17 protein-coding genes and 1 pseudogene are annotated in these 25632 nt (G+C 41.0%); 7 read left to right on the top strand and 11 right to left on the bottom strand.

The annotated features are described in order from the left end of the window. Window positions 1–277 precede the first annotated feature (277 nt). Window positions 278–1045 (top strand): ABC transporter ATP-binding protein, encoded by a 768-nt coding sequence (locus DWW86_RS12625; protein WP_072522384.1) that lies wholly within the window; start codon window positions 278–280, stop codon window positions 1043–1045. Then, window positions 1038–3062, top strand: a complete 2025-nt coding sequence (locus DWW86_RS12620) for an FtsX-like permease family protein (RefSeq protein WP_117943521.1) — start codon at window positions 1038–1040, stop codon at window positions 3060–3062. The genes DWW86_RS12625 and DWW86_RS12620 overlap by 8 nt, the downstream gene beginning before the upstream one ends. Window positions 3063–3152: 90 nt before the next feature. Here the strand turns inward: DWW86_RS12620 and DWW86_RS12615 are convergent, their stop codons facing one another. Together DWW86_RS12615 and DWW86_RS12610 are read right to left on the bottom strand one after the other, a co-directional pair. Further along, window positions 3153–4733: a glucose-6-phosphate isomerase gene (locus tag DWW86_RS12615; RefSeq protein ID WP_117943519.1), complete on the bottom strand. Its 1581-nt coding sequence runs from the start codon at window positions 4731–4733 to the stop codon at window positions 3153–3155. A gap of 88 nt (window positions 4734–4821) precedes the next feature. After that, window positions 4822–5355: a GNAT family N-acetyltransferase gene (locus tag DWW86_RS12610; RefSeq protein WP_117943517.1), complete on the bottom strand. Its 534-nt coding sequence runs from the start codon at window positions 5353–5355 to the stop codon at window positions 4822–4824. A 234-nt stretch (window positions 5356–5589) separates the two neighbouring features. Between DWW86_RS12610 and DWW86_RS12605 the strand changes: the two genes are divergently transcribed. Beyond that, a complete protein-coding gene (locus tag DWW86_RS12605) occupies window positions 5590–6870 on the top strand; it encodes an O-acetylhomoserine aminocarboxypropyltransferase/cysteine synthase family protein (protein WP_117943515.1) in 1281 nt (426 codons plus the stop codon). Between the two features lie 104 nt (window positions 6871–6974). Here DWW86_RS12605 and DWW86_RS12600 read toward each other — a convergent pair. From DWW86_RS12600 to DWW86_RS12585, 3 genes and pseudogenes are all read right to left on the bottom strand, one after another. Beyond that, window positions 6975–13448, bottom strand: a pseudogene (locus tag DWW86_RS12600) (leucine-rich repeat protein). Between the two features lie 674 nt (window positions 13449–14122). After that, a complete protein-coding gene (locus DWW86_RS12590; RefSeq protein WP_147338113.1) occupies window positions 14123–14584 on the bottom strand; it encodes a hypothetical protein in 462 nt (153 codons plus the stop codon). A 37-nt stretch (window positions 14585–14621) separates the two neighbouring features. Then, window positions 14622–15224 (bottom strand): leucine-rich repeat domain-containing protein, encoded by a 603-nt coding sequence (locus DWW86_RS12585; protein ID WP_117943507.1) that lies wholly within the window; start codon window positions 15222–15224, stop codon window positions 14622–14624. Between the two features lie 322 nt (window positions 15225–15546). Between DWW86_RS12585 and DWW86_RS12580 the strand changes: the two genes are divergently transcribed. From DWW86_RS12580 to DWW86_RS12570, 3 genes are read left to right on the top strand one after another with little or no spacing between them, the layout of a single operon-like run. Further along, on the top strand, window positions 15547–16206 hold the full coding sequence (locus DWW86_RS12580; protein ID WP_117943505.1) for a cobalamin B12-binding domain-containing protein: 660 nt from the start codon (window positions 15547–15549) through the stop codon (window positions 16204–16206). Further along, complete coding sequence (locus DWW86_RS12575) at window positions 16193–16939, top strand: GntR family transcriptional regulator (RefSeq protein WP_117943503.1); 747 nt, start codon at window positions 16193–16195, stop codon at window positions 16937–16939. The genes DWW86_RS12580 and DWW86_RS12575 overlap by 14 nt, the downstream gene beginning before the upstream one ends. Continuing rightward, window positions 16932–18722, top strand: coding sequence for an ASKHA domain-containing protein (locus DWW86_RS12570; RefSeq protein ID WP_286187718.1), 1791 nt, complete (start codon window positions 16932–16934; stop codon window positions 18720–18722). Before DWW86_RS12575 ends, DWW86_RS12570 begins: the two co-directional genes overlap by 8 nt. A gap of 4 nt (window positions 18723–18726) precedes the next feature. Here the strand turns inward: DWW86_RS12570 and DWW86_RS12565 are convergent, their stop codons facing one another. Then, on the bottom strand, window positions 18727–19473 hold the full coding sequence (locus tag DWW86_RS12565; RefSeq protein WP_117943499.1) for a GntR family transcriptional regulator: 747 nt from the start codon (window positions 19471–19473) through the stop codon (window positions 18727–18729). An 88-nt stretch (window positions 19474–19561) separates the two neighbouring features. After that, window positions 19562–20524, bottom strand: a complete 963-nt coding sequence (locus DWW86_RS12560) for an SIS domain-containing protein (protein WP_117640174.1) — start codon at window positions 20522–20524, stop codon at window positions 19562–19564. 272 nt (window positions 20525–20796) lie between these two features. Between DWW86_RS12560 and DWW86_RS12555 the strand changes: the two genes are divergently transcribed. After that, entirely contained in the window at window positions 20797–21765 is a 969-nt protein-coding gene (locus tag DWW86_RS12555; RefSeq protein WP_117640176.1) for an SIS domain-containing protein, read from the top strand. A 51-nt stretch (window positions 21766–21816) separates the two neighbouring features. Here DWW86_RS12555 and DWW86_RS12550 read toward each other — a convergent pair whose 3' ends face one another. The 4 genes from DWW86_RS12550 to DWW86_RS12535 all read right to left on the bottom strand — a co-directional run bounded on the left by DWW86_RS12550 (window position 21817) and on the right by DWW86_RS12535 (window position 25494). Beyond that, complete coding sequence (locus DWW86_RS12550) at window positions 21817–22599, bottom strand: histidinol-phosphatase HisJ family protein (protein WP_286187723.1); 783 nt, start codon at window positions 22597–22599, stop codon at window positions 21817–21819. A 116-nt stretch (window positions 22600–22715) separates the two neighbouring features. Then, on the bottom strand, window positions 22716–23612 hold the full coding sequence (locus DWW86_RS12545; protein WP_117943497.1) for a PfkB family carbohydrate kinase: 897 nt from the start codon (window positions 23610–23612) through the stop codon (window positions 22716–22718). A gap of 311 nt (window positions 23613–23923) precedes the next feature. After that, window positions 23924–24757, bottom strand: coding sequence for a sugar phosphate isomerase/epimerase family protein (locus DWW86_RS12540; RefSeq protein WP_117943496.1), 834 nt, complete (start codon window positions 24755–24757; stop codon window positions 23924–23926). A gap of 20 nt (window positions 24758–24777) precedes the next feature. Continuing rightward, the gene (locus DWW86_RS12535) at window positions 24778–25494 is read right to left on the bottom strand and encodes a GntR family transcriptional regulator (RefSeq protein WP_181985355.1); all 717 of its coding nucleotides are present in this window, start codon (window positions 25492–25494) and stop codon (window positions 24778–24780) included. Window positions 25495–25632: the final 138 nt, after the last annotated feature.

Below are 25632 nucleotides of genomic sequence, written 5' to 3'. Positions count from 1 at the left end.
TAACTGTTCAGTACCCTCACAGTTACGAGTCAAAATGCATTCCAAATCACCTTCGGTGATGGCATTTTGCCTTATATGTCTCGGGATTTTGGCAAAAACATGCCAAAACACCTCGCGGGATACTACCTTCTGAATAGTTACACTTCATCAAATAACTTTTTTGAAATCACCTTACAGAAATGTAAGGTTTTTTCGTATATTGTAACCTGCTTCGATGGCAGAAGCCGGGAAAAATTTCTATACTGGTCTCATCAATCAAAAGAAAGGAGCCCCGGTTATGGCTTTACTTGAAGTAACAAATATCAAAAAAATATACAGCACCCGCTTTGGCGGAAACAAAGTGCAGGCACTTTCCAATGTCACTTTTTCTGTAGAAGAAGGTGAGTTCGTCGCGATCATGGGCGAATCCGGTTCCGGAAAAACCACACTGCTCAACATCCTTGCATCTCTCGACCGTCCGACATCAGGAGAAGTTCTTCTCGAAGGAAAAAACATCGTCCACCTTACAGAAAAAGAAATCTCCGCTTTCCGAAGAAAAAATCTCGGTTTTGTTTTTCAGGATTTTAATCTTCTGGACACTTTTTCCTTACGCGACAACATTTATCTCCCACTCGTACTTGCCGGAGAGGATTACCGCGAAATGGAGCAGAAGATCCGACCGATTGCAAAAACACTTGGAATTACAGAGCTTCTGGACAAATTTCCATATGAAGTTTCCGGCGGCCAGAAACAACGTGCAGCTGTTGCAAGAGCACTGATCACAAACCCGAAACTGGTTCTTGCTGATGAACCGACCGGCGCACTCGACTCCCGTGCTGCATCTGCACTTCTTTCCATGTTTGGCGAGATCAACGAGGAGGGACAGACCATTCTGATGGTCACACACAGTGCACAGGCAGCAAGTCACGCATCCAGAGTACTTTTTATTAAAGACGGAGAAGTTTTTCATCAGATCTACAAAGGCAGTAAATCCCGTCAGGAAATGTATCAGATGATTGCCGACACACTTACTATACTGACGACGGGCGGTGAATATCATGCGTAAAGGAATTTTTTCAAAACTGGCCATCCAGAATATCCGCAACAATAAAAGTACCTACATTCCTTACATGATCACCTGCATCTTCTGCATCGCCATGATCTATATGGTGGAATTCCTTCGTGACTGCCCGACACTTGATCAGGCCGTCCGCCATGCTGCCGAAGTCCGCATGATACTTTCCACCGGAGAAATCATTGTTATTATCTTCTGTGTGATCTTTTTGATCTACAGCAACAGTTTCCTGATGAAACGAAGGCAGAAAGAAATCGGACTTTACAATGTTCTCGGTCTGGAAAAAACACATATCGGCATTGTTATGCTGCTGGAAACAATTATCACAACCGTGATCTCCCTCACAGCCGGAATCGCAGCCGGAATTCTTGGCAGCAAACTTGCGCTCCTCCTTCTGCTTCGACTGCTTCATATTCCCGCTGTACTTGGATTTTATGTCTCATTAAAGGGAATTGTTATCTGTATGGTGATGTTCGGCGGAATTTTTTTACTGATTCTGTTCTTAAATCTTGCCAAAATCCGCCTGAACCGTCCCGTCGAACTACTTCACGGCAACAATACCGGTGAAAAAGAACCTAAAGCAAAATGGATTATGGCTCTGATCGGCTTTGTCTGCCTTGGCATCGGTTATTACCTTGCCATCACAACAGAGTCTCCAATCAGTGCAATTTCCATTTTTCTTCTTGCGGTAATTCTTGTTATGGCAGGAACTTATCTGCTCTTTACTGCAGGCAGTATTGTGATTCTGAAATTTCTTCGCCGCAGAAAAAAATTTTACTACAAAACCAGCAATTTTATCAGCATCTCCGGCATGCTTTACCGTATGAAACAGAATGCGGTCGGTCTGGCAAGCATCTGTATTTTAAGTACCGGCGTTCTGTTGATGATCTCCATGACGGTCTCCATTTACTTTGGCATGAATGATATTATGGTAAACCGTTATCCATACGATACGGATCTTTCCATTACCGGTATCAGCGAAGAAGAATGTCAGACTGCCATAGATGCTTTTGAAAAAACAATTTCCGATAATGCTGTTCCTGTAGATAAAAAAGCAGAAGAAATCTATCTCACGATCATCAGTCATTTCGATCACGGGCAGATTCAGATTGCAGAACAAAATACATTACGCGATTCTGCTTCCGTACTGACGCTCTCCCTTGTACGTCAGTCAGAATATGAAAAACTGACCGGAACAGATCCTGCATTACAGGATGGTAAGATTCTTGCGTGGGCTTCCAACATTTCTGAAAAATCAGATTCTCTCACTGTCAATGATTCCGTCTTTTCTGTAAAAAAATGGCTGACGGATTCTCCTCTGACCTGTGGACAGGATATTGTCTATGGTAATGCTGTATTTGTCGTCACTGATTCTGATTTTGAAAAATTTGACGAGATGCGTACAGAAATGTATAAAGATACCTCCGCATCTCCTGCCGGACAGGATCTGACTGTTCATCTCGGTCTGGACATCACCGGTTCTGATTCAACCAAAATCGCCTATGGTACACCGGTGCTGGATGCAATAAAGACTCTGAAAGATAATGGACAACTGTCTGCTACCTCCTGGATCACTTCCGGAATACGTGCGCAGGAATATGATTCCTACTATGCAGACAACGGTTCTCTTCTGTTCATTGGAATATTCCTCGGTTCTCTTTTCCTCTTGGGAACTGCCATGATCATCTACTACAAACAGATTTCAGAAGGATACGAAGATCAGAACCGATTTGAAATCATGCAGAAAGTAGGATTGAATCACCGGGAAGTCAGAAGTTCAATCCGCCGCCAGATCCTGATGGTATTTTTTCTTCCTCTTCTCATGGCACTGCTTCATATCTCAATGGCATTTCCACTGATCCGCCGGATGCTCCTGCTCTTTGGCATGACAAACACAAAACTGTTCATCGGCTGTACTGCCGGAACAGTACTGATTTTTGCTCTGGTATACGGTCTGATCTACATCATGACTGCAAAATCTTATTATCATATCGTGGAGCGAAAATAGAATTTAATAAACTAAACAAGGCCTCTCACCTGCAGAGTATCATCTGCAAGTGAAGGGCCTGTATTATTTCATAATTGATCTAATTCAAAATCAGATGTTCAGAAGGTCGCTGAATACTTTCAGTGCGCCGTCTGTTTCGTGTGCAAGGACACGTTTTGCAAGGACTTTACCAAGCTGTACACCTTCCTGATCGAAGCTGTTTAAGTTCCACAGGAATCCCTGGAACATAACTTTGTTTTCGAAGTGAGCAAGAAGTGCACCGAGGCTTGCCGGATTTACCTGCTCGCCGATGATGATGCTGGACGGACGTCCGCCTTCGAAGTTCTTGTTGCGGTTGTCATCTGCTTTACCGCATGCAAATGCAACGATCTGAGCTGCTACGTTTGCACAGAGTTTCTGCTGGCTTGTGCTGTCCTGGATCACTACATCTGTACCCATCTGATTGTTCTTAAATCCGATGAACTGAAGAGGTACGATGTCAGTTCCCTGATGAAGAAGCTGATAGAAGGAATGCTGTCCGTTTGTTCCAGGTTCACCGAAGATAACCGGTCCTGTCACATAATCTACAGGCTCACCGAAACGGTTGACAGATTTTCCGTTGGATTCCATATCAAGCTGCTGTAAATGTGCCGGGAAACGACTCAAAGCCTGTGAATACGGAAGTACTGCCGTGCTTGGATATCCGAGGATATTTCTCTCGTATACACCGATGAGGGCATCCAGCATAGCCGGGTTCTGCATTACATCTTCATTCTTTGCAAGTCTGTCTTCTTCTGCTGCACCTTCCAGGAACTGTGCAAATACTTCCGGTCCGAATGCCAGAGATAATACAGCACCACCAACAGCAGATGTAGAAGAATAACGTCCGCCGATATAATCATCCATAAAGAATGCTGCAAGATAATCATCACTCTTTGCAAGAGGAGAAGTCTCACTTGTAACGGCGATCATATGTCTGGATGCATCCAGACCGGCTTTCTTGAGGGCGTCTTTTACAAAAGATTCGTTTGTCAGTGTTTCAAGAGTTGTACCTGATTTTGATACCAGTACGAAAATGGAATGTGCAACATCAATGGAATTCAGAACTGCTGCTGCGTCGTCCGGATCTACATTGCTGATGAATTTGGCTTCCATTTTGAATTTGTCGTTTTTCTTTGCCCAGTTTTCAAGTGCAAGATACATTGCACGAGGACCAAGGTCACTTCCGCCGATACCGATCTGAACAACAGTTGTGAATTTCTCTCCTTCTGCGTTTGTGATCTCACCTGCATGTACTTTGTTTGCAAAATCAGCAATCTTCTGCTGCTGTTCCACATAAAAAGCACGTTTGTCAGCACCATCAGCTACAACGTTATCCCCAAGCTGTCCACGTGTCAACTGATGAAGAACAAGACGCTTTTCACCTGTATTGATTACTTCGCCATTATAGAGTGCTGCATATTTCTCGGTAAGCTGAGCTTCTTTTGCCAGTTTCTTAAGAGCTTCCAGTACATCATCATCTACCTGTTTTGCAGCGTAGTTATATGCAAGACCTGCAGCCATCGGTACACTGTAATTCTTCACACGTTCTGCACCGTTCTCGCCGGTCATCACTTCTGCAAGGTTTACTTTTTTTACATTGGAAAGCTCTTTGTATGATTCAAGAGTATCCAGATTGTTCCAGGTAATCATAATCAGATTCCTCCTTAAAATTAAATATTCCCGTTGTGTCAGGATTCATTCTCAATCTCTTTGATTATAATATCAAATGGGGGTAAATTCAACCCCACAGTTCCACACTCATCTCATGCCATGCCTCACCGCCCCAGACAGAATCGCCAATACCATGATCTTTGAAACCAAATTTCTGATACATTTCTACTTTATCCGGCAGGCACGTCAGGATCAGTTTCTCTCTGCCGTTTACTTTTTCGCGTTCTTTATAGCAGCGCACCAGTTCTCTCGCCAGCCCCTGATGTTGATATTTCGGAAGTACATCCAGTCCCAGAAGCATAATATTCTTACCCTTTGGATCATGTATTTCTGCATCTGTAAAAAAGTCATCCGTCAGATGTTCTCTGTCTGTGGCAAGTCCGTTAAGAAATCCTGCAATCTTTCCTGTAGCACGATCTTCTGCTACAAGAAAAAGCTCCGGTGCTTTTTTCACACGTTCTTCCATATGCTCATAAGAACATGCTTCGTTCGGAGGAAAACAGATTTTCTCAATCTCTGAAGTCTGTGCAATTTCCTCCTGACGAATATTTCTAAAAATATATTTTTCAGTTAACATACTTGTGTCGTTTTTCTCTGTCATGACCTGTATCTCCATTTTATTTATCCTGAATTATAATTTCTTGTACAATATTACCATTTTTACGTATCATATGCCACCAACAATTAAACACACACCCGTATTCTCTCAGTCGCAGTTCACTCTTATATAGTTTTTTCAGTAGTCATACCGATTAAGTATGTATTTTTTCTTTACATGCAATATAAAAGGGTATAACATGGAAGTAAACTAATATTATATAAAGGCGGGTAAATTATGGACTATTCAATTAATACAAAATGCGTACAGGCCGGTTATACTCCGGGGAATGGGGAACCAAGACAGATTCCGATCTATCAGTCAACCACTTACAAATATGATACAAGTGAAGATATGGGCAAACTGTTTGATCTTGAGGCATCCGGCTATTTTTATTCCAGACTTCAGAATCCGACAAATGACTATGTCGCTGCCAAAATCACCGCCCTGGAAGGCGGTACTGCCGGAATGCTGACTTCTTCCGGGCAGGCAGCAAACTTCTTCGCCATTTTTAATATCTGCGAAGCAGGCAGTCACATCGTTTCTTCCTCTTCTATTTACGGTGGTACATACAACCTTCTTGATGTCACCATGAAAAAAATGGGCGTCGATGTCACTTTTGTTGATCCGGACTGCACCGAGGAGGAATTAAATGCTGCTTTCAAAGACAACACAAAAGCCGTTTTTGGTGAATCTATCGCCAACCCGGCACTGACTGTCCTTGATATCGAAAAATTTGCAAAAGCTGCACACGCACATGGCGTGCCGCTTATTGTGGACAACACCTTCCCGACACCGGTAAATTTACGTCCGATCGAATGGGGTGCTGATATTGTTACTCATTCCACGACAAAATATATGGACGGTCACGGCGCTGCACTCGGTGGTGCGATCATTGATGCCGGCAAATTTGACTGGATGGCTCACGCAGACAAATTCCCGGGGCTCTGCACACCGGATGATTCCTATCATGGAATTACCTATGCAGAAAAATTCGGCAAAGAGGGTGCTTTTATCACCAAATGTACTTCTCAGCTTATGAGAGATCTCGGATGTGCGCAGTCTCCACAGAGTGCTTTTATCCTTAACCTCGGTCTGGAATCTCTTCATGTGCGTATGCCACGCCACGTAGAAAACGGACAGGCCATTGCTGAATTCCTTGAAAAACATGATAAAGTGGAATTCGTTAACTACCCGACACTTCCATCCAACAAGTACTATGAAATTGCTAAGAAATATATGCCAAACGGCGGCTGCGGTGTCGTGTCCTTTGAATTAAAGGGCGGACGTGCTGCTGCAGAAAAATTCATGAAAAACCTGAAACTTGCTGCCATTGAGACACATGTAGCAGACGCAAGAACCTGCTGCCTGAACCCGGCAACTTCCACCCACAGACAGATGAATGACGAACAGCTCGCTGCTGCCGGAATCCCGGCCGGACTGATCCGTATCTCCTGTGGTCTTGAAGATAAGAATGACCTGATCGCAGATATCGCCCAGGCACTGGATGCAATCTGATACATATTCATTATATTTATAAACTATAAAAAGGATGGAATGACACCATATTATATCATTCCATCCTTTTTATTATGTCTGCTTCTGTTTCATATCAGATATATTTATTTGTTTATTCTGATATTTTTTGCTGCGCTCCATTCAGAGTAATAATTTACTTTGGAAATTGTTTTGTAGGAACGTACTTTTACTGAATAAGTTGCCCTCCTTTTCAGAGAACTCAGTACAGTTCTCAATGTTTTGTAAGATTTGACCGTTACTGTTTTTTGTGTGTTGCCGGTTTTGTAGTTCACCTGATATCCAGTTGCTTTTGCATTCTGGCTCCATGCCACAGTTGCCCTTCCTGCTGCGCTGTTTGTTACCGATGAAATACGGTTTTGAGTAAGGCAGTAATATGATTTTCCAGTGTATGCGCCTTTTACGCTTCCTCTGTATCCACAAACTGCATAACTGTATTTTCCACCATTTACAGTAGCTGAGGTATCGGTATAATTAAGCGTCGTTCCACTGGTAATCGTCTTGATTGCCTTATATGCCCCACTTCCGTATGCTCTGTAGATAATATATCCCTGTGCTCCATTAATTTTGGTCCAGGTCAGTCGCATGCCTTTTGCAGCATTTGCAATTGACTTAACATTTCCCGTTGAAAGTCTTATCAGTGATTTTCCATTTTTGTCATAATCACTGGCAAACTTTCCATCTGCTTTGATACATCTCACTGTATATGCATAGGTTGTTCCACTTGCTGCACTGCGATCCGTATAGTTTGTTGACCCTGTATCCGCAATACGTGTCCAGCTCTCTGTTCCTTTTTTCCTGAATACACGATATTTTACTGCACCATCCACGCGTTTCCATGTAATGTTTATACCACTGGCTGCATTAGATATCGTAGAAATCGCCGGTGTATTCAAATAACTGACAGTAAGTCCCTTCTCATCATAACTTCCCTCTGCCAGATCAATGTATGCACTGACCGTATAGGTGTATGTCATTCCTGGTTTTGTTGTTTTATCCTCAAAAGATAAACTTTCTGTCGTTCCAACCTTACTCCAGCTTCCATTTGAAACCTTTCTGTATACATAATATCCCTCAGCATTTTCCACTTCATTCCAGGTTAAAACAGTTGAGAAATTGTTATATTCAACAGCCCGAAGCACCGGCTGCTTCGGTTTTTCGATGATTCGGAATGACGCCTTTTTGGCATTTGTATATTGACCAATACCGATAACCGAAACGGTTGCCTCTCCGATACGGTCATTATCCTGATATTCCAGACGATAATCATTTCCCTCTGTCAGTGTTTTGCCCGCCATGGATACCGAAACTTCAGGCTTCACCTCGTTTCCATCAAAGACATATACAGATGAAGAAAAACGAATTTCACATTCTTCTGAATTTATGTTCTTAAGTATCTTGTGTTCTCTCTTTATTTCCAGTTTACAAAGAGTACATTTCTGTACATCATCATATTGAATGTCACCATTTTCCAATGTCTCTCTGCTTTCCACAACATGGCTGATAATATGATTATCTTCCACCCAGACTGCCACTGTGCTGCTGGCTGGTTCATGATTATCATCACCGGAAACCGACACATTAATCAGTGCAAGGCCGGCTTTTTTACCGGTGATATGAGAATTTTGGATTTCAACGAGCTCTTCATCCTCTGTTGTAAGGAGAACCTGACCAATTCCATTCTCCACCAATACCTCTGCTTCTGTATTGACATGAATTCTTTCAACTGTGCATACAGCAGAAACGGATTGTTTTTTCTTTGAAATAGTAAACGTCTTTTCCGCTTCTCCTGTGATACAGACATCACCTTCTTTAGCAGTTATTGTTACTGTTGCTTCTCCTGCGTTTGTGTTATTCACATAAGAAACTGTATAATTATCTTTGCTTACAACTCCATTATCATTCTTCACAATGACTTCCGGTGCCTTTTCCTTACCATCGTATACCGTCTGCTGATAAGCGAGTGTAATCGAGCAATCTTTAAGTTCTGTCTGTCCCAAAGCCGAAATTTCTTCGGTATATGTTTCATTACAATCCAGACATTTAAATTCCTTTTTTCCTGATTTCAGATAAGTCGGTTCTGTAACTGTACCTTCATCCCATTTGTGTGGTGTCAGATCCGTTTCATCCCCGCTGAAACTGCTCTTACAACGTGTACAGGTATACGTTGTAAATCCCTTCTTCGTGCAGCTGGACGGCGTCACTGTTTTCTTATAATTATGCTGCAACGGTTCCCTGTAATCATCTGTCACCACATAATCACATTTCGTACAACTGTATGTTGTATATCCCTTTTCTGTGCAGGTCGGAGCCGTTACAACAGACACGTAATCGTGCCCGGTTGCCTCTTTAAAATCTTCAGTTTTTGTTTTACCGCATTTCTTACAGGTATAGTTTTTGTGTCCTCTTTCCGTACAGGTTGGCTCTGTTATCTGGATATCGTAATCATGACCTGTTGCTTCACGATAATGATCTGTATACTCATCTCCACACCTGGAGCAGGTATAAGTTGTGTATCCTGCTTTTTCGCACTGTGGCGGGACTGTTGACGTTACTTTATAAGCATGACCGTTTACCAGATCCAGGGCTTTTTTCTCAACAAATGTCTTTCCACAAAGTTCGCAGACAGAAGTTACACTTCCCTGTTCACAACATGTAGACAATACAGTATCTGTGATTTTTAATACATGATCTTCATTTACCGAAATCTGAATCTTTGTCTCTGCTGCCTCGTGGTTATCGTCACCTGCTGCTGATATTTTCAAATAAGCAGTTCCCTTTTTCTTTCCGCGAATCATCTTTTCTTCAGTAACTACTGCAATCTCCTCGTTTTCCGATACAATACTTACTTCGCCCAATCCATTTACAGTAACCGGTTCTTCTGTATTTACATGAACAGATTCTGATTCTGTCTCAGCTGTGATATTCTGTTTTGCTTTTGCAATAGTAAACGGTATTGTCGTTTCTCCTGTGATACTGACATTTCCCGGTTTTGCATTCACAATAACTTCTGCATTTCCAGCATTTATATTTTTTGCATATGTAACGCTATATTCCGTTTTACCTACTGTTCCGTTGTGATTTTTTACGACTACTTCCGGAGTCTTTTCCTTACCGTTATAAACGGTTTTGCGATAGGAAAGTGTGATCGTACAATCACTGAGATCCGTCTGAACTAATGCCGGAATATCTTCGGTATATGTTTCTTCACAGTTCAGGCATTTGAACGCCTTGAGTCCCTTCTCCAGATAGGTCGGTTGTTTAGTGATCGTTCCTTTATCCCATTTGTGCGGTGCCAGATCTGTCTCATCCCCCGTATAACTATTTCCACAGGTTACACAGGTGTATGTAGTAAATCCCTTCTCTGTGCAGGTAGAATCTGTAGTTACAGCTTCATAACTGTGTCCCAGCGCACTGCGGTAATCTGAAACAATTACATTGTCACAGTTTTCATTTTTACATGTATAAGTTGTATATCCTCTTTCGGTACAGGTCGGAGGTGTTACAACAGATTCATAATCATGACCGGTCGCCTCACGGTAGTTTGAATTATAAGTAAGACCGCAGGTACTACAGGTATTTCTGGTATATCCTTCGTCAATACAGGTAGGTTTAATCACTTCTTTCGTATACTTATGGCCCAGCGCTCCTACAAAATTATCTCTGTAGGAATAGCCGCAGTTCTTACAGCTGTAATAAGTGTAGCCACGTTCTGTACATGTTGGTTTTGTTACGGTTGCCTCATAATCATGTTCAAGAGGTTCTGTCCATGTATCATCATAGGAATAGCCACAGTTTTTACACTGATGTCGTGTATAGCCCTGCATCTGACAGGTTGCCGGTACAACGATATCCTCATAAGCGTGATCTGTACTTGGTTTATAACCTTCACGTTTTGTATTTCCACAGAGTGCACATGTATAAAGTGTATAACCTTCTCTTGAACAATTTGGTTCGATTACTTTACCTTCACCATACTGATGGGCATTCGGATCTATATCCAGTTCTGTTTTAAATTCTTCCTTGCAGACACTGCAGACCTGAATATCATATCCTTTTTCAATACAGGTTGCATCTTTGTGTTCTTTCGATGTCAGCTTATGTCCGGTTGCCGGAATCACATCTGTAAAAGCCTTTCCACAGTTATCACAGGTAAAAGATTTCTCTCCGTCTGTGGTGCAGGTCGCTTTGGTGATTACAGTGTAGTCCCTGGACATGTGAATTGGGTTTGGAGTAGTGTTTGACAGTCTATTGAAACATCCCTGCGCTTCAGATGAAGTCCAAGTGTTGTTACATGCATAATAAGTAATAGTTCTGGTATGGTACTCACCCATATCAAACATAGAACTAAAATCTCCAAAGTCTCCCAGAAATGTTATATCAACAAGATTTAAGTTTGCCAGTGCCCGATCGCCTATACTTATCACTCCGGCAGGAATTTGAATATTTTTAATTCCACATCCAACAAAAGCATCCGCCTTAATAGTTGTTAACTTACTTCCTTCTTCAAATTCAACTTCTTTTATATTAGTGCACCCTTCAAATATCATACCTCCAATAGACTTTACATTTTTCGGAATACAGATTTTCTCTAAGCTCTTACAATTTTGAAATGCTCCTGCTTCTATACTTGTCACACTTGTTGGAATCTCAATCTTCTCTAAATTTTCGCATCCATAAAACATAGAGCTCGAAATTTTATCTATCTGTATGTCTTCTGCAAATATACACTGTTTCAAACCACTACAGTGCGCAAACGCAAAATCTCCAATATTTTCAACGCTGGATGGAATTCCTACCTTGGAAATTTTTCTACAATTTTGAAATGCTTCTCTTCCTATACTTTTTAAATAATTGGGCAGCTTGTCATTTGTCAATTCAAGATTTACACAATTCGAAAAAGCCTCCTAATCAATATACTCTACATTCTCATGGAAAGTCACTGTTTTAATATTGTGCCCATGAACAAACGCATATTTCCTGATACGGGTAATATTCTCCGGAATTACCAGATTTTCCAGAGCTTCGCCGCCAATATAGTAATCAATGCCCTTTATATCACCAAACGTAGCTAAGCTGAACGACGGCCATTCTTCCATATTCAGCCACTGTGACAGATCCTCAATATATAATGCCCGTAGGTTTGTACACCCCCCAAAAGTAGTTTCTGCACATTTATTCAAATTTTTCGGAATATTAATGCTTTTCAAGGATGTACAAGACTCGAATGCCGCCCAGCCTATTGTGGTTATACTTTCGGGTAAACTGATTTCCTCTAATGCACTACAATATCCAAATACCCCACCGTCTATATTTGTTAGATTTTCAGATAACTTTACACGTTTTAATGCCGTACAATACTCAAACGCATCATAACTTATACTTATAACACTGTCCTCAATCTCTGCCCATTTCAGTTTCGTTAATCCATAAAAAGAATAGGGCATAATAGTCGAGATTCCTTTTTTGACACGTAACCCTTCAATGATTCCTTCATACTCTCCCCACGGTGCTGTTGTTATTTGATGCCCATCCAGTGCTGCTTTATAGGAATAATCCCTTCCTTTACCACTGCCTGTTCCTATAGACAGTTCCAGTACATGATCCGGTGTGATTCCCCAGAAAATATTGCCATCATCACCGCATACAATATACGGTGCCGGTATTACTTCTTCTACCACTTCACCGCATTTCTGACAGGTTCGCACCAGAATTCCTGTCTGATCTCGCTCTGCCGGTTTTGTGATTACACCCGCGTCCCACTCATGTGTAGTTCCATATGCTTTTGTGACTGCAAATCCCCAGTCATCTGTGCTGTAGTCTGTCGTCAGTCTCAATGTCACGGAGCTTCCCGGTACGATCACGGTCTTTCCTGCAAGCTGATCATTGATAAACTTCTGATACAGTTCTCCGTCTTCTTTATAAATATAGAAGAAGTCATCATAGTTTGTTTCAAACTTTGTTTTTTCATCAAAGGTCAGGATGATTTCTTCTGCACCTTCCATGGATACTGTCCAGTCTGTCGATGTCTCTGTATTGTACGGATGATCGGACTGCAGATCTGTCGCATCGATGCAGTGAATGCAGTCATTATATTCACGGTCTTTATTTCCGCATTCAGAACAGGTCACATCATAATATGCCATATTTTCCGGTGTAGGATAATTGTTTCCATCTGTCTGGATCATAATCTCACCACTGTCCCGTACATAAATATGATCTACCTTTGCAGTCACTCCATTTACTTGACAGCACGCAACCCATTGTGTGTTGGCATATGCTGCCCTGTACTCATCCGTCCATGTCGGATCATTGTCCTTATAATAAACACTGGTATATACTTTTGATGTCCCGGTAAATGCGGGAATTGCTGTCGGTGCATTTCCGGAATAATAAAGGTTTACCCCCGCATTTGAACAGTTTTTAAATGCATCTGCACTGACTGTCCGCAAACTGTCCGCACTGATGAAAACTTTCGTAAGTTTCGTCCCATCTGCAAAAGCTCCGCTTCCGATTCCGGTAATACCGCTCTGAATCGTTACTGTGACAACCTGTGTCATATCCCACGGATAGTTGTCCTGACCATCATCCTTCTCGATTGCCCCTGAACCGCTGAACTGCAGATTTCCATTCTCAGAAAGTGACCAGATTACACCTGTAGCAAGTGTGCCACTGGCTGTGGTTGTTCCAACGTCCTGAACTGCCACTTTATTTTCTGAAAAAATATCATCTGCTTCTTCTGCAAATTGTATTTCCTCATTTTCATCTGTTTCGCCTTGTGAAGATACAGCTTCTGGATTCTCCTCCGTAATATCAACTTCATCTGAGTCCCCGTCTGTGAATGCTATTTCGCCCTCATTCTGAACAGCCACTCCGTTTTCACTGTCGCTTTCCAATTCCTCTGCATATGTTATGTCATCACTTATTATATCAGTGTCTGCATAAACAACAGCACTGTTTAAAACCATCATACCAGCCAACAGCATGGATATTATTCGTTTTTTCATATGTCTGTTCTCCTTTAAATGTGTATTATTTTTATGATACCATATAACGATGATTTGACTAATTACCTGCTTGCATATAACACAAAATCAGCTTTATATACAAATTTCATCTCTCTGTTTTATGCACTTTTACTTTACTCAGTACTCAAATTCACGGATAGTTTTCCTGCAAAAAAAAGGAACTCCATGCTGTTTTCAACACAAAGTTCCTTTTAATCATCATTTCATTATTTTGTAAGTACATATGCACCCAGCACAACCGGCACTGCCAGCAGCACCGCAAGCACTGAACTCTGAATAAGAAATGCTGACATGCCGGTGAGGATTGAAAATATAATTATTTTCATCCACGCATCTGCTTTCAGTTTTCTTTTTTTGATCAATATGCAGGATATGATCAGTACTGCAAGAAAAATAAGCAATACTATAAATAACACTGCCGCCAATATTAAAACCGTTATTTCAGCCATGCCACTGAATACGGTTCCCAAAATGCGTGGAACGATCAAATATCCACTTATGTAGTCATCGCTTCCGCCGGTCATTGCAGTTATATTAACCCCTGTCATAGTGGCATCTCCTGCTATCTTGCAAAATAATATCGCCCCGATTTCCAAACAGGAGAAAATCACCATATATATCCCGATCAGTATTGTTGAGAATGATGTAGCTTTTGATACTTTTTCCATATGTTCTTCCCTTTTTGATTGAACACATCTGACAGATCTACTGTTCTTTTTCCATCTTTGGACTTGCCGAAAAACAGTCATCCGGTATTTTCGTCAGACTTTCCGGCATATCTACCTGTTCCAGATTATCGCAGAAAGAAGCAAACGTTGACGGTAATTCCGTTATTCCTTCACCCAATGTGATCTTTTTGATTTTTGATCCGGAAAAGGTTCCGAATCCTTCAAAAATACATTCCTTTCCAAAGACAGCTTCTTCAAATCCGGAGTCCATGAAGCAACAGCCTTTTACTGTTGAACCATCTCCTATATGTATGTATCCCCCGGCTCCTGCCCCACAGAAAGCAGAATCCCAAAGATAATTTTCACTGGCAGGCAGCTCCACATCTCTCAGGGCTACACAATCTCTGAATGCAGATCCTTCAATTTCTACTGCCTGATTACCGAAAACCACAGTTTCCAGACTGGTACATCCTGAGAACGCATATCCTCCGATCCAGGTCAGCGAATCCGGAAGTGTTATTTTTTTCAGACCGGTGCAGCCCTCAAATGCTGAAACGTCAATATAGCGCATTCCTTCCGGAACTTCAACAGAAGTAATCTTTGTATTATCCTTAAATGCCAGCGAAGCAACACCACTCATTACTGTGTCTTCAATGCTGGAAGGCAGAACAAGCTCTGTTCCTTCTCCTGTATAACCACTCAGCTCCTCATAGTCATTTTTCTCATAGCCACCATTATCCTGCGGTTCCTCCTCAAGCTATGATCTTGTAAAGACAAAAGAAATGGCTGCCGAGATCGCCAGAACATTCTCTCTGGACCTCAATGTCCTTCCGGGAACTCTTTCTTATTTAGAAGATCTCCTGACCGGCAACTGGAATCCGGACCGTTTTCTCGTTGTTCCACCCCAGAGTACGATCTCATCAGAGGATTTAATTATTTTGTAATTTTGTAGGAGTTTTCACATGACTGACATTACTCACCTGAAAGAACAACTGATCGATGCCATGACTAAGCTCGATGATGAACTTTCTCAATCCTGTGCAGCAGAACTGATCTCTCTTGGTATTCCTTTCGCAGAGCTTCAGTCCTGTCTGGACCTTGGATTAAAGCAGGTAAACAACCTTTTTGAAGAAGGCGAATATTTTATTGCAGACCTTATGTTTGCAGGAATGCTCTATTGCTCCATTTTAGACCTGATTCCTGTACCGGCTGATTCCACCTCTGCAGTCCACAAATGTGTGCTGATCGGAGTAGTCGAGCGCGATATCCACGGAATCGGAAAAGACATTGTTTCAGGACTTTTAAAAGCATACAATTTTGATGTGATTGATCTGGGAACAAACGTTTCTCCATCATCTTTTGTAAAAGCAATCAAGACTCATCATCCTCAGATCGTTTTGATGAGCGGTATGATGCACTACTCTCAGGATTCTATGAAGCGGACTGTAGAGGCCATTAAAAAGGCCGGTCTCCGCGATAGCGTCACCATTCTTATCGGTGGCGGCTGTGTAAATGATTCTATTCTGGAATATATTGGTGCTGATGCCCGTGTAAGTGAACCACTCGATACCGTTGCACTTTGCAACCAACTAATCTCCAGAGGTACTTATGAAAAACAATAATCCTGTTTACCAGACAATTTATACATATCTGAGCGATCAGATCGTAAATGGTACTCTTCTTCCGGGACAGATGCTTCCCTCAGAGAACGAGCTTTGTCGACAGTTTTCCACTACCAGGGAAACTGTGCGCCGCGGGCTGACGCAGCTGACTCAGGAAGGACTTATATACTCTCAGCCAAAACGCGGATACTTTGTCAGCGAGCCTAAGAATAATGACCTTTCTCTGACTATCAATCCCAAGATTACTGAAAGTATTTCTCGTTTTAAGGACATACGTCTGATCCGACCGGATATCGAAGTGCAGAATGCTCTCCAGGTTCCCGCTGACCAGAGGATTATTGCGATTTATCGCGGAAGCTACCGTGGCGATTTTCAGATTGGTCTGGAAGTCAAATATGTCCCTTATGACAAGGGAATCCCATCCATCGAAAACGAAATCAATTATGCTGTTTTCCCAGAGGCTGCCGATGCCAAAACTGATTCTTTCAGCTACTATACACAGCTTGAAATCTCAGCTGTCTCACCTGTCCCGGATCTTCTCCCTCTTCTGGAGTGCAAAAAGAACGAGCCGCTTTTGCTGATCAGCAGAACCTTCATTACTCAGGACGGCAAACGGATCGGATTCAGTAAAGAATATCTGCGCCAGCCTTATGGCTGTCTCTCCGGTTATTCCGGATATATTCAAAACCGGCACAATATTGCCGATGCAGCACAGGAGGGATCTCATGCCTAATATCAAATTTTGTCCAGATAATCAGTCTATCACCGTTGCCGACGGAACACTTCTGATCGATGCGATCCGTCAGGCCGGATTATATATTGATGCTCCCTGCGGCGGCCAGGGAAAATGTGGAAAATGCAGGGTTACTCTGCTCAACAAAAAAGAGCCTGTCACCGTTCTTGCCTGCCATTTTCCGGTAACAGAAGATCTTACAGTTGATTTTTCTAAAAAAACAGATACTCAGATTCTTACTGGCAGCGATATTGCCATGTCTCGTCTGGCAAATCCCCAGATCACGATTCTTTCCGCTACAATTCCGCATCAGTCCATTGGAGACTGCGATTCACTCTGCAGCAGAGTTTCCTCTGTTCTGGAACAACAGATCGGCAGACCTGTCAAAATCCCACTTACCACAGCCGCAACTTTATATCGCCAGCTGGAAAAGCTCCCACGGCTTCCTGCTTCCGCAGAATATCCTTCCGGTGCCTGGAAAGGTTTTTTTGTTCTTCAGTCCGATACTCTGCTTGCAATCCGCGAGCAGCCTGGCAACGCTTATGTACTGGCTTATGATATCGGAACTACTACCATCGTTTCCTATCTTTTAGATGCAGTTTCCGGAAAGACAGTCCACATTTCCAGTATGTTAAATCCACAGACTGCCTATGGCGCCGACGTGATCAGCCGCTGCGAATATGCTGTTGATGATTCAAAAAACCACCTGACCTCCTGCATTCAAAACGCAGTTGCCGCCCTGGCCGACGAACATATCAAAACTCTTGGAATTTCTGCCTCCGATATTTTCTTTGCGGTCCTTGCCGGCAACACCTGTATGGAACATCTGCTCCTTGAAATTTCACCTGATTCACTGCTCCACGCACCTTATCTGGCAACTACCGATCAGTTGATCACCCTTCCGGCAGCCGCTCTGAAGCTTCCCTACCATCCTGGTGCTCAGGCAGCCGTTCTGCCCTGCATCGCCGGATTTGTTGGCGGAGATACCATTGCCGTATTGCTTTCACTCCCAGAACACACCTTTGATTTCCTGACACTTATACTCGATATCGGAACCAACGGTGAACTGGTCCTTGGAAAAGATGATCAGCTCTACGCCTGCTCTACTGCTGCCGGCCCTGCTTTTGAAGGCGCAAAAATCTCCTGCGGCATGCGCGGTGCCCCAGGAGCTATTGATCATGTTACTATTGAAAATGGAAAACTTAAGCTTCATGTGATCGGTGACGGAGCCCCTTCCGTCATCTGTGGTTCCGGTCTTTTAGATCTCATCGCCTGCCTTTTAGATCTTGGAATCATTTCCAACAGAGGCCGTCTGGAAAAACCAGCCAAATGGTCCGATGGCCTTAAGGAAGCCTATGGCTCACGTTTTGTCACACGTGATAATGTTTCGGCTCTGCTTCTGACCGATGATGAAAATGGTGTTTATCTTTCTCAAAAAGACATCCGTGAAGTCCAGCTGGCCAAAGCCGCCCTTGCTTCCGGCATCGAACTGCTCTGTCAGGAGATGGAGGTTTCTGACTCAGAGATCTCGCAGGTTCTGCTTGCAGGTGCCTTCGGCACCTATCTCTCTCCTGCAAGTGCCTGCCGAATCGGTCTGATTCCGGAAACTCTTCTGGATCGAATCCGTACCATCGGAAACGCCGCCGGAGAAGGCGCAAAACTGGCCGCCTACAGCCAGACCGCTCTCGCAAAAAGCGAAGAACTTGCAAAGCAGGCCAAGTTTGTTGAGCTTGCCACCTCCAGGCAGTTCCAGGAGACCTATTTAAAGAGATTGAATTTTTAAAGGATTATATATCTACTCTATGATTTGTCGGAATTACTTCATAACAGAATCTACTTCCTAAACAATAATCCTTTCCAACATATACTGGCTCATCTTCTGCGTAAATTAGTGTTTCCATAACAAACACTGGTTCCGAAGGCGCCGTTCCGAAATTTTTCGCCATACGGCTTCCTGCTTTTTCTACAGACAATATATTGCGATTTCGTGAATTTTCGCCAGTTAGATCAACATTCATTCTTTCTTTTATAATAGAATAAATAGATTTATTCAGATCTTCCCACAACAGAAATCCATACTTCTTATAAGAAAGGTACATATGTTCCAATGATACGGGATCGTTGTCTGCAAATCTCAATCGCTCTATATGAACAATTTTATCGTCTGCTTCAAGTTGCAGGTTTTTACGATGATAATTCTTTCCTTCAATCACTTCCTTTTTAAGAACCTGTGCAGATGGCTTCAAGCCCGCCTTGACACAACTCTGTGTAAAACTAGCACGATGAAAAATAATCTTTTTAATCCTTGGCTTTGAGACAAAAGTTCCAATACCCTGTTTCTTTTCCAAATAGCCCTCGTCAACCAGAATAGTCAACGCATTACGCACCGTTACCCGACTTACTTCGTACATCTTCATAAGTTCTATTTCTGAAGGAACTCTGGAATTTTCTGTCCATTCTTTTTGTTCAATTTTCTGTTTGATCGATTCCTTTACCTGTTCATATAATGGTATTGTTGAGTTCTGATTAAGCATGTTTACCTCTTTTCATTGTATCTCTGTGGTGTAAAGACTCAAAAAGGAGGAAAAACTTCCCCCTTTTGATATTTCTAAAATATTTGAATTAATATTTGAATTTCCACATATATCTTCTTGTTGTCAATGGATGTTTTCGGGCATCTGCAAGAAGATTATTGAACACTCCAATTACGTTATTATAGAACATAGGTTCAAGATATTCAGCAACTTCACCCAGTTCATTTATACCATACTGAGTTGCATCAAGCACAAAAATACGATTATTGAATTTATTAATAAAATCCAATGCTCTGTCATCCAGGAAACGGGTATGTCCACAGGATTTCATCATAAGAAATGCTGTATTTTTATCTGTAATTTCAAATGGTCCATGGAAGAATTCGCCCGAATGAATAACACTTGCATTGATCCACTGCATTTCCATAAAAATACAAATTGCCTCCTGATGAGCCGGACCCCAACATGAGCCACTACCCATTGTATAGATTACAGAATCATCTTTAAATTCCCAGGCCCATTTGATCGCTTCCGGAACGACATCTATCTTAGCCTTAGCTACTATATCGTTTAATTTTGCAAGAGCTGTTATCATCTCATTATATTTATCATATCCTTCAACTCGATTAAGAATTTCTAATGCAAGTTTAAATCCATAAGATACTTTCTGATTTTCTACAATAGATTCCGGCCCAAACTCATAATGAATCACATATTGAGCTATCTCTGCAAGAGGAGAAGGAACTTCAAAAGTAAGACCAATGGTAGCTGCTCCAAGCTCATTTGCAACTTCAACTGCCTTTACAGTCTCTGCTGTATTTCCTCTCTGAGAGGCAGCAATTACAATTGTATCTTTACCAATTTCCTTAGGTGTGGCATGAACAAACTCATTTGCATTGATATAACCAACCTTCAATTTTGTTGCTTCTGCGCTTAGGAAATATTTTGCTGGAAAAAAGCCACTTAAAGAACCACCACAACCAACATAATATACGGTATTAATTTTCTGTTTAGCTAGAATATCTGATACTATTTTCTTTACTTTTTCCATAGTTCACGATCCTCCTAAATAAAAACAATTTTATATTTTTAATATAAATCCGAATTTAATATGATAATATCATGCCTCACTATGTGTGTCAATATTTTTATATAACATCTTAGTACATCTTGTCTTTTCTTTTTTCTGATTAATCCTTTTATTGTGCATATTAAACAATTCTTCAACTCATTTCATCTCAACTATTGACACAAGACCAGATTCATTATATAATGTATGCATACAACATACGAACAATCATATATTCAAGGAGGTATTATACTATGACACCAAAACAAATTATTGAAGCAATCAAAGCTGAACGCCCAGAAATCAACACCTTATTCTTTGTTGGATGTGGTGCATCTTCTGCAGAGCAGTATCCAGCTCAGTACTTCATGGATTGCAACGCAAAAAAAATCCGCACAAGTTTCTACACTGCAAACGAATTCAACTATGCAACCCCTGTTTCTCTTGACGAAACAGCCATCGTAATTGCATGCTCACTCGGCGGAACAACACCAGAAACTGTTGAAGCAGCTAAACTTTCCCATGAAAAAGGAGCAAAGGTAATCGCAGTTACACATGATGGAGAATCTCCACTCGCCAAAAATGCTGATTATGCCATTGTTCATGGATTTGAAAAAAATTATGCTGCTAAACTTGAAAAAATGAATAATATCCTTATGCTTGCAGTTGAAGTTCTTCATCAGTTTGAAGGATACGACAACTACGAAGATATGGTAAAAGGTTCAGAAAATATCTATGCTGCAATCGAAGATGCTGTTTCTTATGCTCTCGCACCAGCAAAAGAATTCGCAGATGCATACAAAGACTCACCAGTAATCTATGTTATGAGTTCTGGTGCTACACAGAAAGTTGCTTATTCTTTCTCCATCTGTCTCCTTATGGAAATGCAGTGGATCAACTCTGGTTCCTTCCATGATGGTGAATTCTTCCATGGACCATTCGAAATCGTAGAAAAAGATGTTCCATTCCTTCTTCTTATGAACGACGGAAGAACCCGTAAAATGGACTCCCGAGCACTTGATTTCCTTAACAGATTCGATGCTAAAACAACTGTAATCGATGCCAAAGACTATGGTCTTAGCAATTTTGTTCCTGCTTCTGTCGCTGAATACTTTAGCCCAATGGTTATTACAGGTGTGTTAAGAGTATATGCTGAACAGCTTGCAATCGTTCGCGATCATCCGCTGACTCAGAGACGATACATGTGGAAACTTGAATATTAATTTAGCCTTTTAGCTTTGATAATATTCCAATAAAAAAACAAACAGCAGCCATCAAATTGGCTGCTGTTTGTTTTTTCTGTTCTTAAACACTGATATACTGTCAAATCCAGCTTCTTTCAATTTCTGATACACCTCATCAAACCCATATCCTACTCTCTCTGGCCTGTGAGAATCTGATCCTACCGTAATAATACTTCCACCAAGCTCCTTGTACAACTTTAATATCGGAAGCCCTGGCATAGTATCTTCCAGGATTTCTCCCATACACGCTGTGTTTATCTCAATACCCTTTCCTCTATTTATTATATTTTCCAACACCTTACGAATAATAGATTCATATTTCTCATGAAGATCTGCTAAACCCTGTTTCGCACAATGCTTTTTAAAATAATCAATATGAGCCAAGCAGTCAAAATCTCCTTCTTCAGAAAGTTCCAAAAGATGATAATAATATGCATCTCCAACACTTTCTGCATTCTTTTCTGTAATAATCAATTGAGTCAGATCAATATTTTCCAATTTATGCACGGATCCTAACACAAAGTCAAATGGATATCTCGCGACAACAGCATTATTTATCTCCGGATTGATATAAAGCTGGCCAAACTCCATGCCACTTTTTACAACCAATTGTCCTTCAAATCTCTTCTGACATTTTTTTAATGCAAGAAAATAATCTTCTATATATGCTTCATTAAAATAAGGTTTTGTTACACCATTTACATAGAACTCATAATGATCCGTAAATGCAATCTCTCTCAGACCCTTTTTAACTGCAGAATCACACATCTCTTCCATAGGAAAATGAGCATCCGGCGAAATTTCACTGTGCATATGATAATCATATAATACTTTCATTTTTATCACCATCCTTTTTATTTTTACGTTTTATATCAAAAGCCGCGCTTTTAATATTCTTCTAAATAAATTATTTTAATTATCTTATGAATTTATTCAAATTTCTTTCCATATCCAAAGGATCCATCTCGCTGGCAGTTACCTGCCGCAAATACAGCTGCTCTATAAAGACTAGTTTCAATCAATGCATCCTGATATTCTTCTTTTGTTGTAATTCCTCTATTTCCTGCTTTCTCTGGAAACTCTACACAATCTTTCATCCCGTCCACATAATTTATCAAAAAGCTTGTGATAAACGAGTCGCCTGCCGCCATAGTATCGACTGCATCTACCAAATATGGTGACTGTTCATAAAACTTACCGTCAATTCTAAGGAATGCACCTTTTGATCCTCTTGTAGCCATAACTACATGTTTACATCCATATTCTTCGATTCGTTTCATCTGCTCTATGATTTCTTCTTTTGGCATATCTCCGCAAGAAATAGCAGCCATATCAATATATGGACAAACTTTTTTAAGATATTCCTCATCATATCTATTAGAGAAATCAAAGGATACAAATCTTGAAGCCTTACGAATACTAGGCAGCGCAGCTTCTACATAACTGAAAATACTCGTATGGCAAACATCATATCCCGCAATGTAATCCAAATCCATATCTGTAAGAAGATCAATTGGATGTTCCTTACTTACTCCTCCTTGATTTGATCCAATAAACACCCTGTCGCCATCATCCAGTCTTACTTCAGCATAACCATTTTCACCATGGTAAAATCTGCAATGTGATACATCAATTCCCATATCTGCCGTTGTCTTATATACATGTTTAGCAGCTTCATCATCTCCAAATACTCCAAAATAGCCAGCCTCTATTCCAGATAGCTTAGCTAATACCGCTATATTCAGAGCATTTCCACCTGGATACATAGTCTTAATATGCATATACTTGTCTACTACATTATCTCCAAGTCCAAGAACCTTTATCATATCAGTTCCTCCTGTTCAACGTTCATGTCTTACCTTGTACTAACATAATATAACGTTATATATCGATCCGCAACCTTTTTTAATTTCTACGTTATTTTTGTCCTTTTACAAGATTTTATCATCTATTTTTTGTAGATATTGCACAAACGCAAAACCAATCTTTCCTCTTACCATCGTCAAAACAGCTGAACCTGTTTCTTTACAACTATTTTAAAAAATAGCAATACTCTAGATTTCTCTGAGTATTGCCATTTTTATCTAAAAACCAAGGTTTCCCACACTATTATTCAAGCGGCTGTTTGCAGTTTTAATCAAATTACTGAATACAATTTTTCCACAGACTGCTGAATAGATTTTTCCGGATCCATCAGATATCTTCCATCTGTGATTTCCAGTGAAAGACTGTGTTTATATCCATATTCATCAAACTGTTTAAGGTATCCTTCCATATCAAGAATTCCGTCTCCCCATGCCAGATGACCTCTGGGAGTACCGTCAATAAAATGAACATGTATCAGCTTATCTCCAAATTCTCTAAGATAATCTGACGGAGATTTGTTTTCCAGAACCATCGGACAGGTATCCAGCATTGCACCTATATGGTCATGATTTAATTCATCCATCATCTTTTTTAATGATTCAAGATTGTTAATCAGATTACTTTCGTCTTCTCTCCATGCTTCCAGTGCAAGTGTGATTCCATAATGTTCAGCCAGATCTCCCAGCTGCATCAGTCCTTCTTTTCCATATTTCCATGCTTCTTCATAATCACTTCCATCAAAGTACCCTGTTCCGGCAGTCACCAAAACTTTATCTGTACCCAATTCAGAAGCAACTCTTACAGCATCTTCAAAAAACTTAAGACTTCTTCGTCTTTCAGATTCATAAGGTGCTGCCAGGTTAATAGGATAGATACACTGTTCCGGTGTATAACAGATCAGTTTAAGTCCTCTTCGTTCAATTTCATGGCGAACAGCAACTATATCGCGGTAGGTCATATCTTCCGGATGAAAATGTGGTGCCGCTCCCCATAACTCAACCGCCTGAACCTGATTTTTCACAGCGTCATCCAAAAATTTAGTCAGTGGAAAAAATTTATACTGAATATTCATAATTGCCACCTGACTGCGTTTTAAATTAACCATCTGTCATTACCTCCTCATATTTAATCATTATCCTGCAATGTAAACTTGCACTCAAAATAGTCTGCATTAAAGACATCTTTGGAGAAAAAAACCGGTTTTTTATTCTGATCATAAAACATATTTTTCATGAACAAGAGTCCTCTGCCTCTTTCTACATTCAACAGTTCAGCCTCTTCTTTTGTTGCATTGCAAATAGCAATACTTTTTTGTGCTGCTTTGAGCTTTACCCCATGCTCCTGAAGCAAAGAATGTATGGAACCTGTCAGATCTTCCATAAGAAGATACAGATACTCTCTGGAAAAGCGCATTTCTTCAATTGTCAGTGGAATTCCATCCACATATCTCAGCCTTCTTATAGAAAGCACCATATTGTCATTCAGTTCCAGTCTCTGCAGATCAGCAGCTTCTGCCTTCTTCAGCTCTGCTCCCAGAAGTTCTGTTTTCACCACACGGCCTTCTGCTTCATAAGTTTTGCTGAAACTGAATATATTTCCCGGATTCCAGGGAATTCTTCGTGGCGCAACAAAAGTCCCCATTCTTCGCTTTCGGATCAGAATCTCTTCCTCCACCAGTATCTCCATCGCTTTTCTTACAGTAATCCTGCTCACTCCATAGATCTTTTCCAGCTCTGTTTCTGTAGGTATCTGTTCATTCTCTTTATATTCGCCTGTCTGGATTTTCTTTTTAATATCTTCTGCAATCTGCTGATACATTGGTTCTGATGCTGTTTTTCCCATCTTATCCTCCGTTAACTTATGCATGTTATATCGTTAATATATATAACATATGCATTCTTAAATCGATATATTTTTATCTGTAAATTTTGTAATAAGATGACAGCCTGTTCCTGCAGACGTCTACATTTTTGTCTGCTT

This window comes from Ruminococcus sp. AF17-22AC (assembly GCF_003460065.1).
Classification (GTDB): Bacteria; Bacillota; Clostridia; order Lachnospirales; family Lachnospiraceae; genus Blautia_A.
This window is presented reverse-complemented; position numbering and strand designations above follow the sequence as displayed.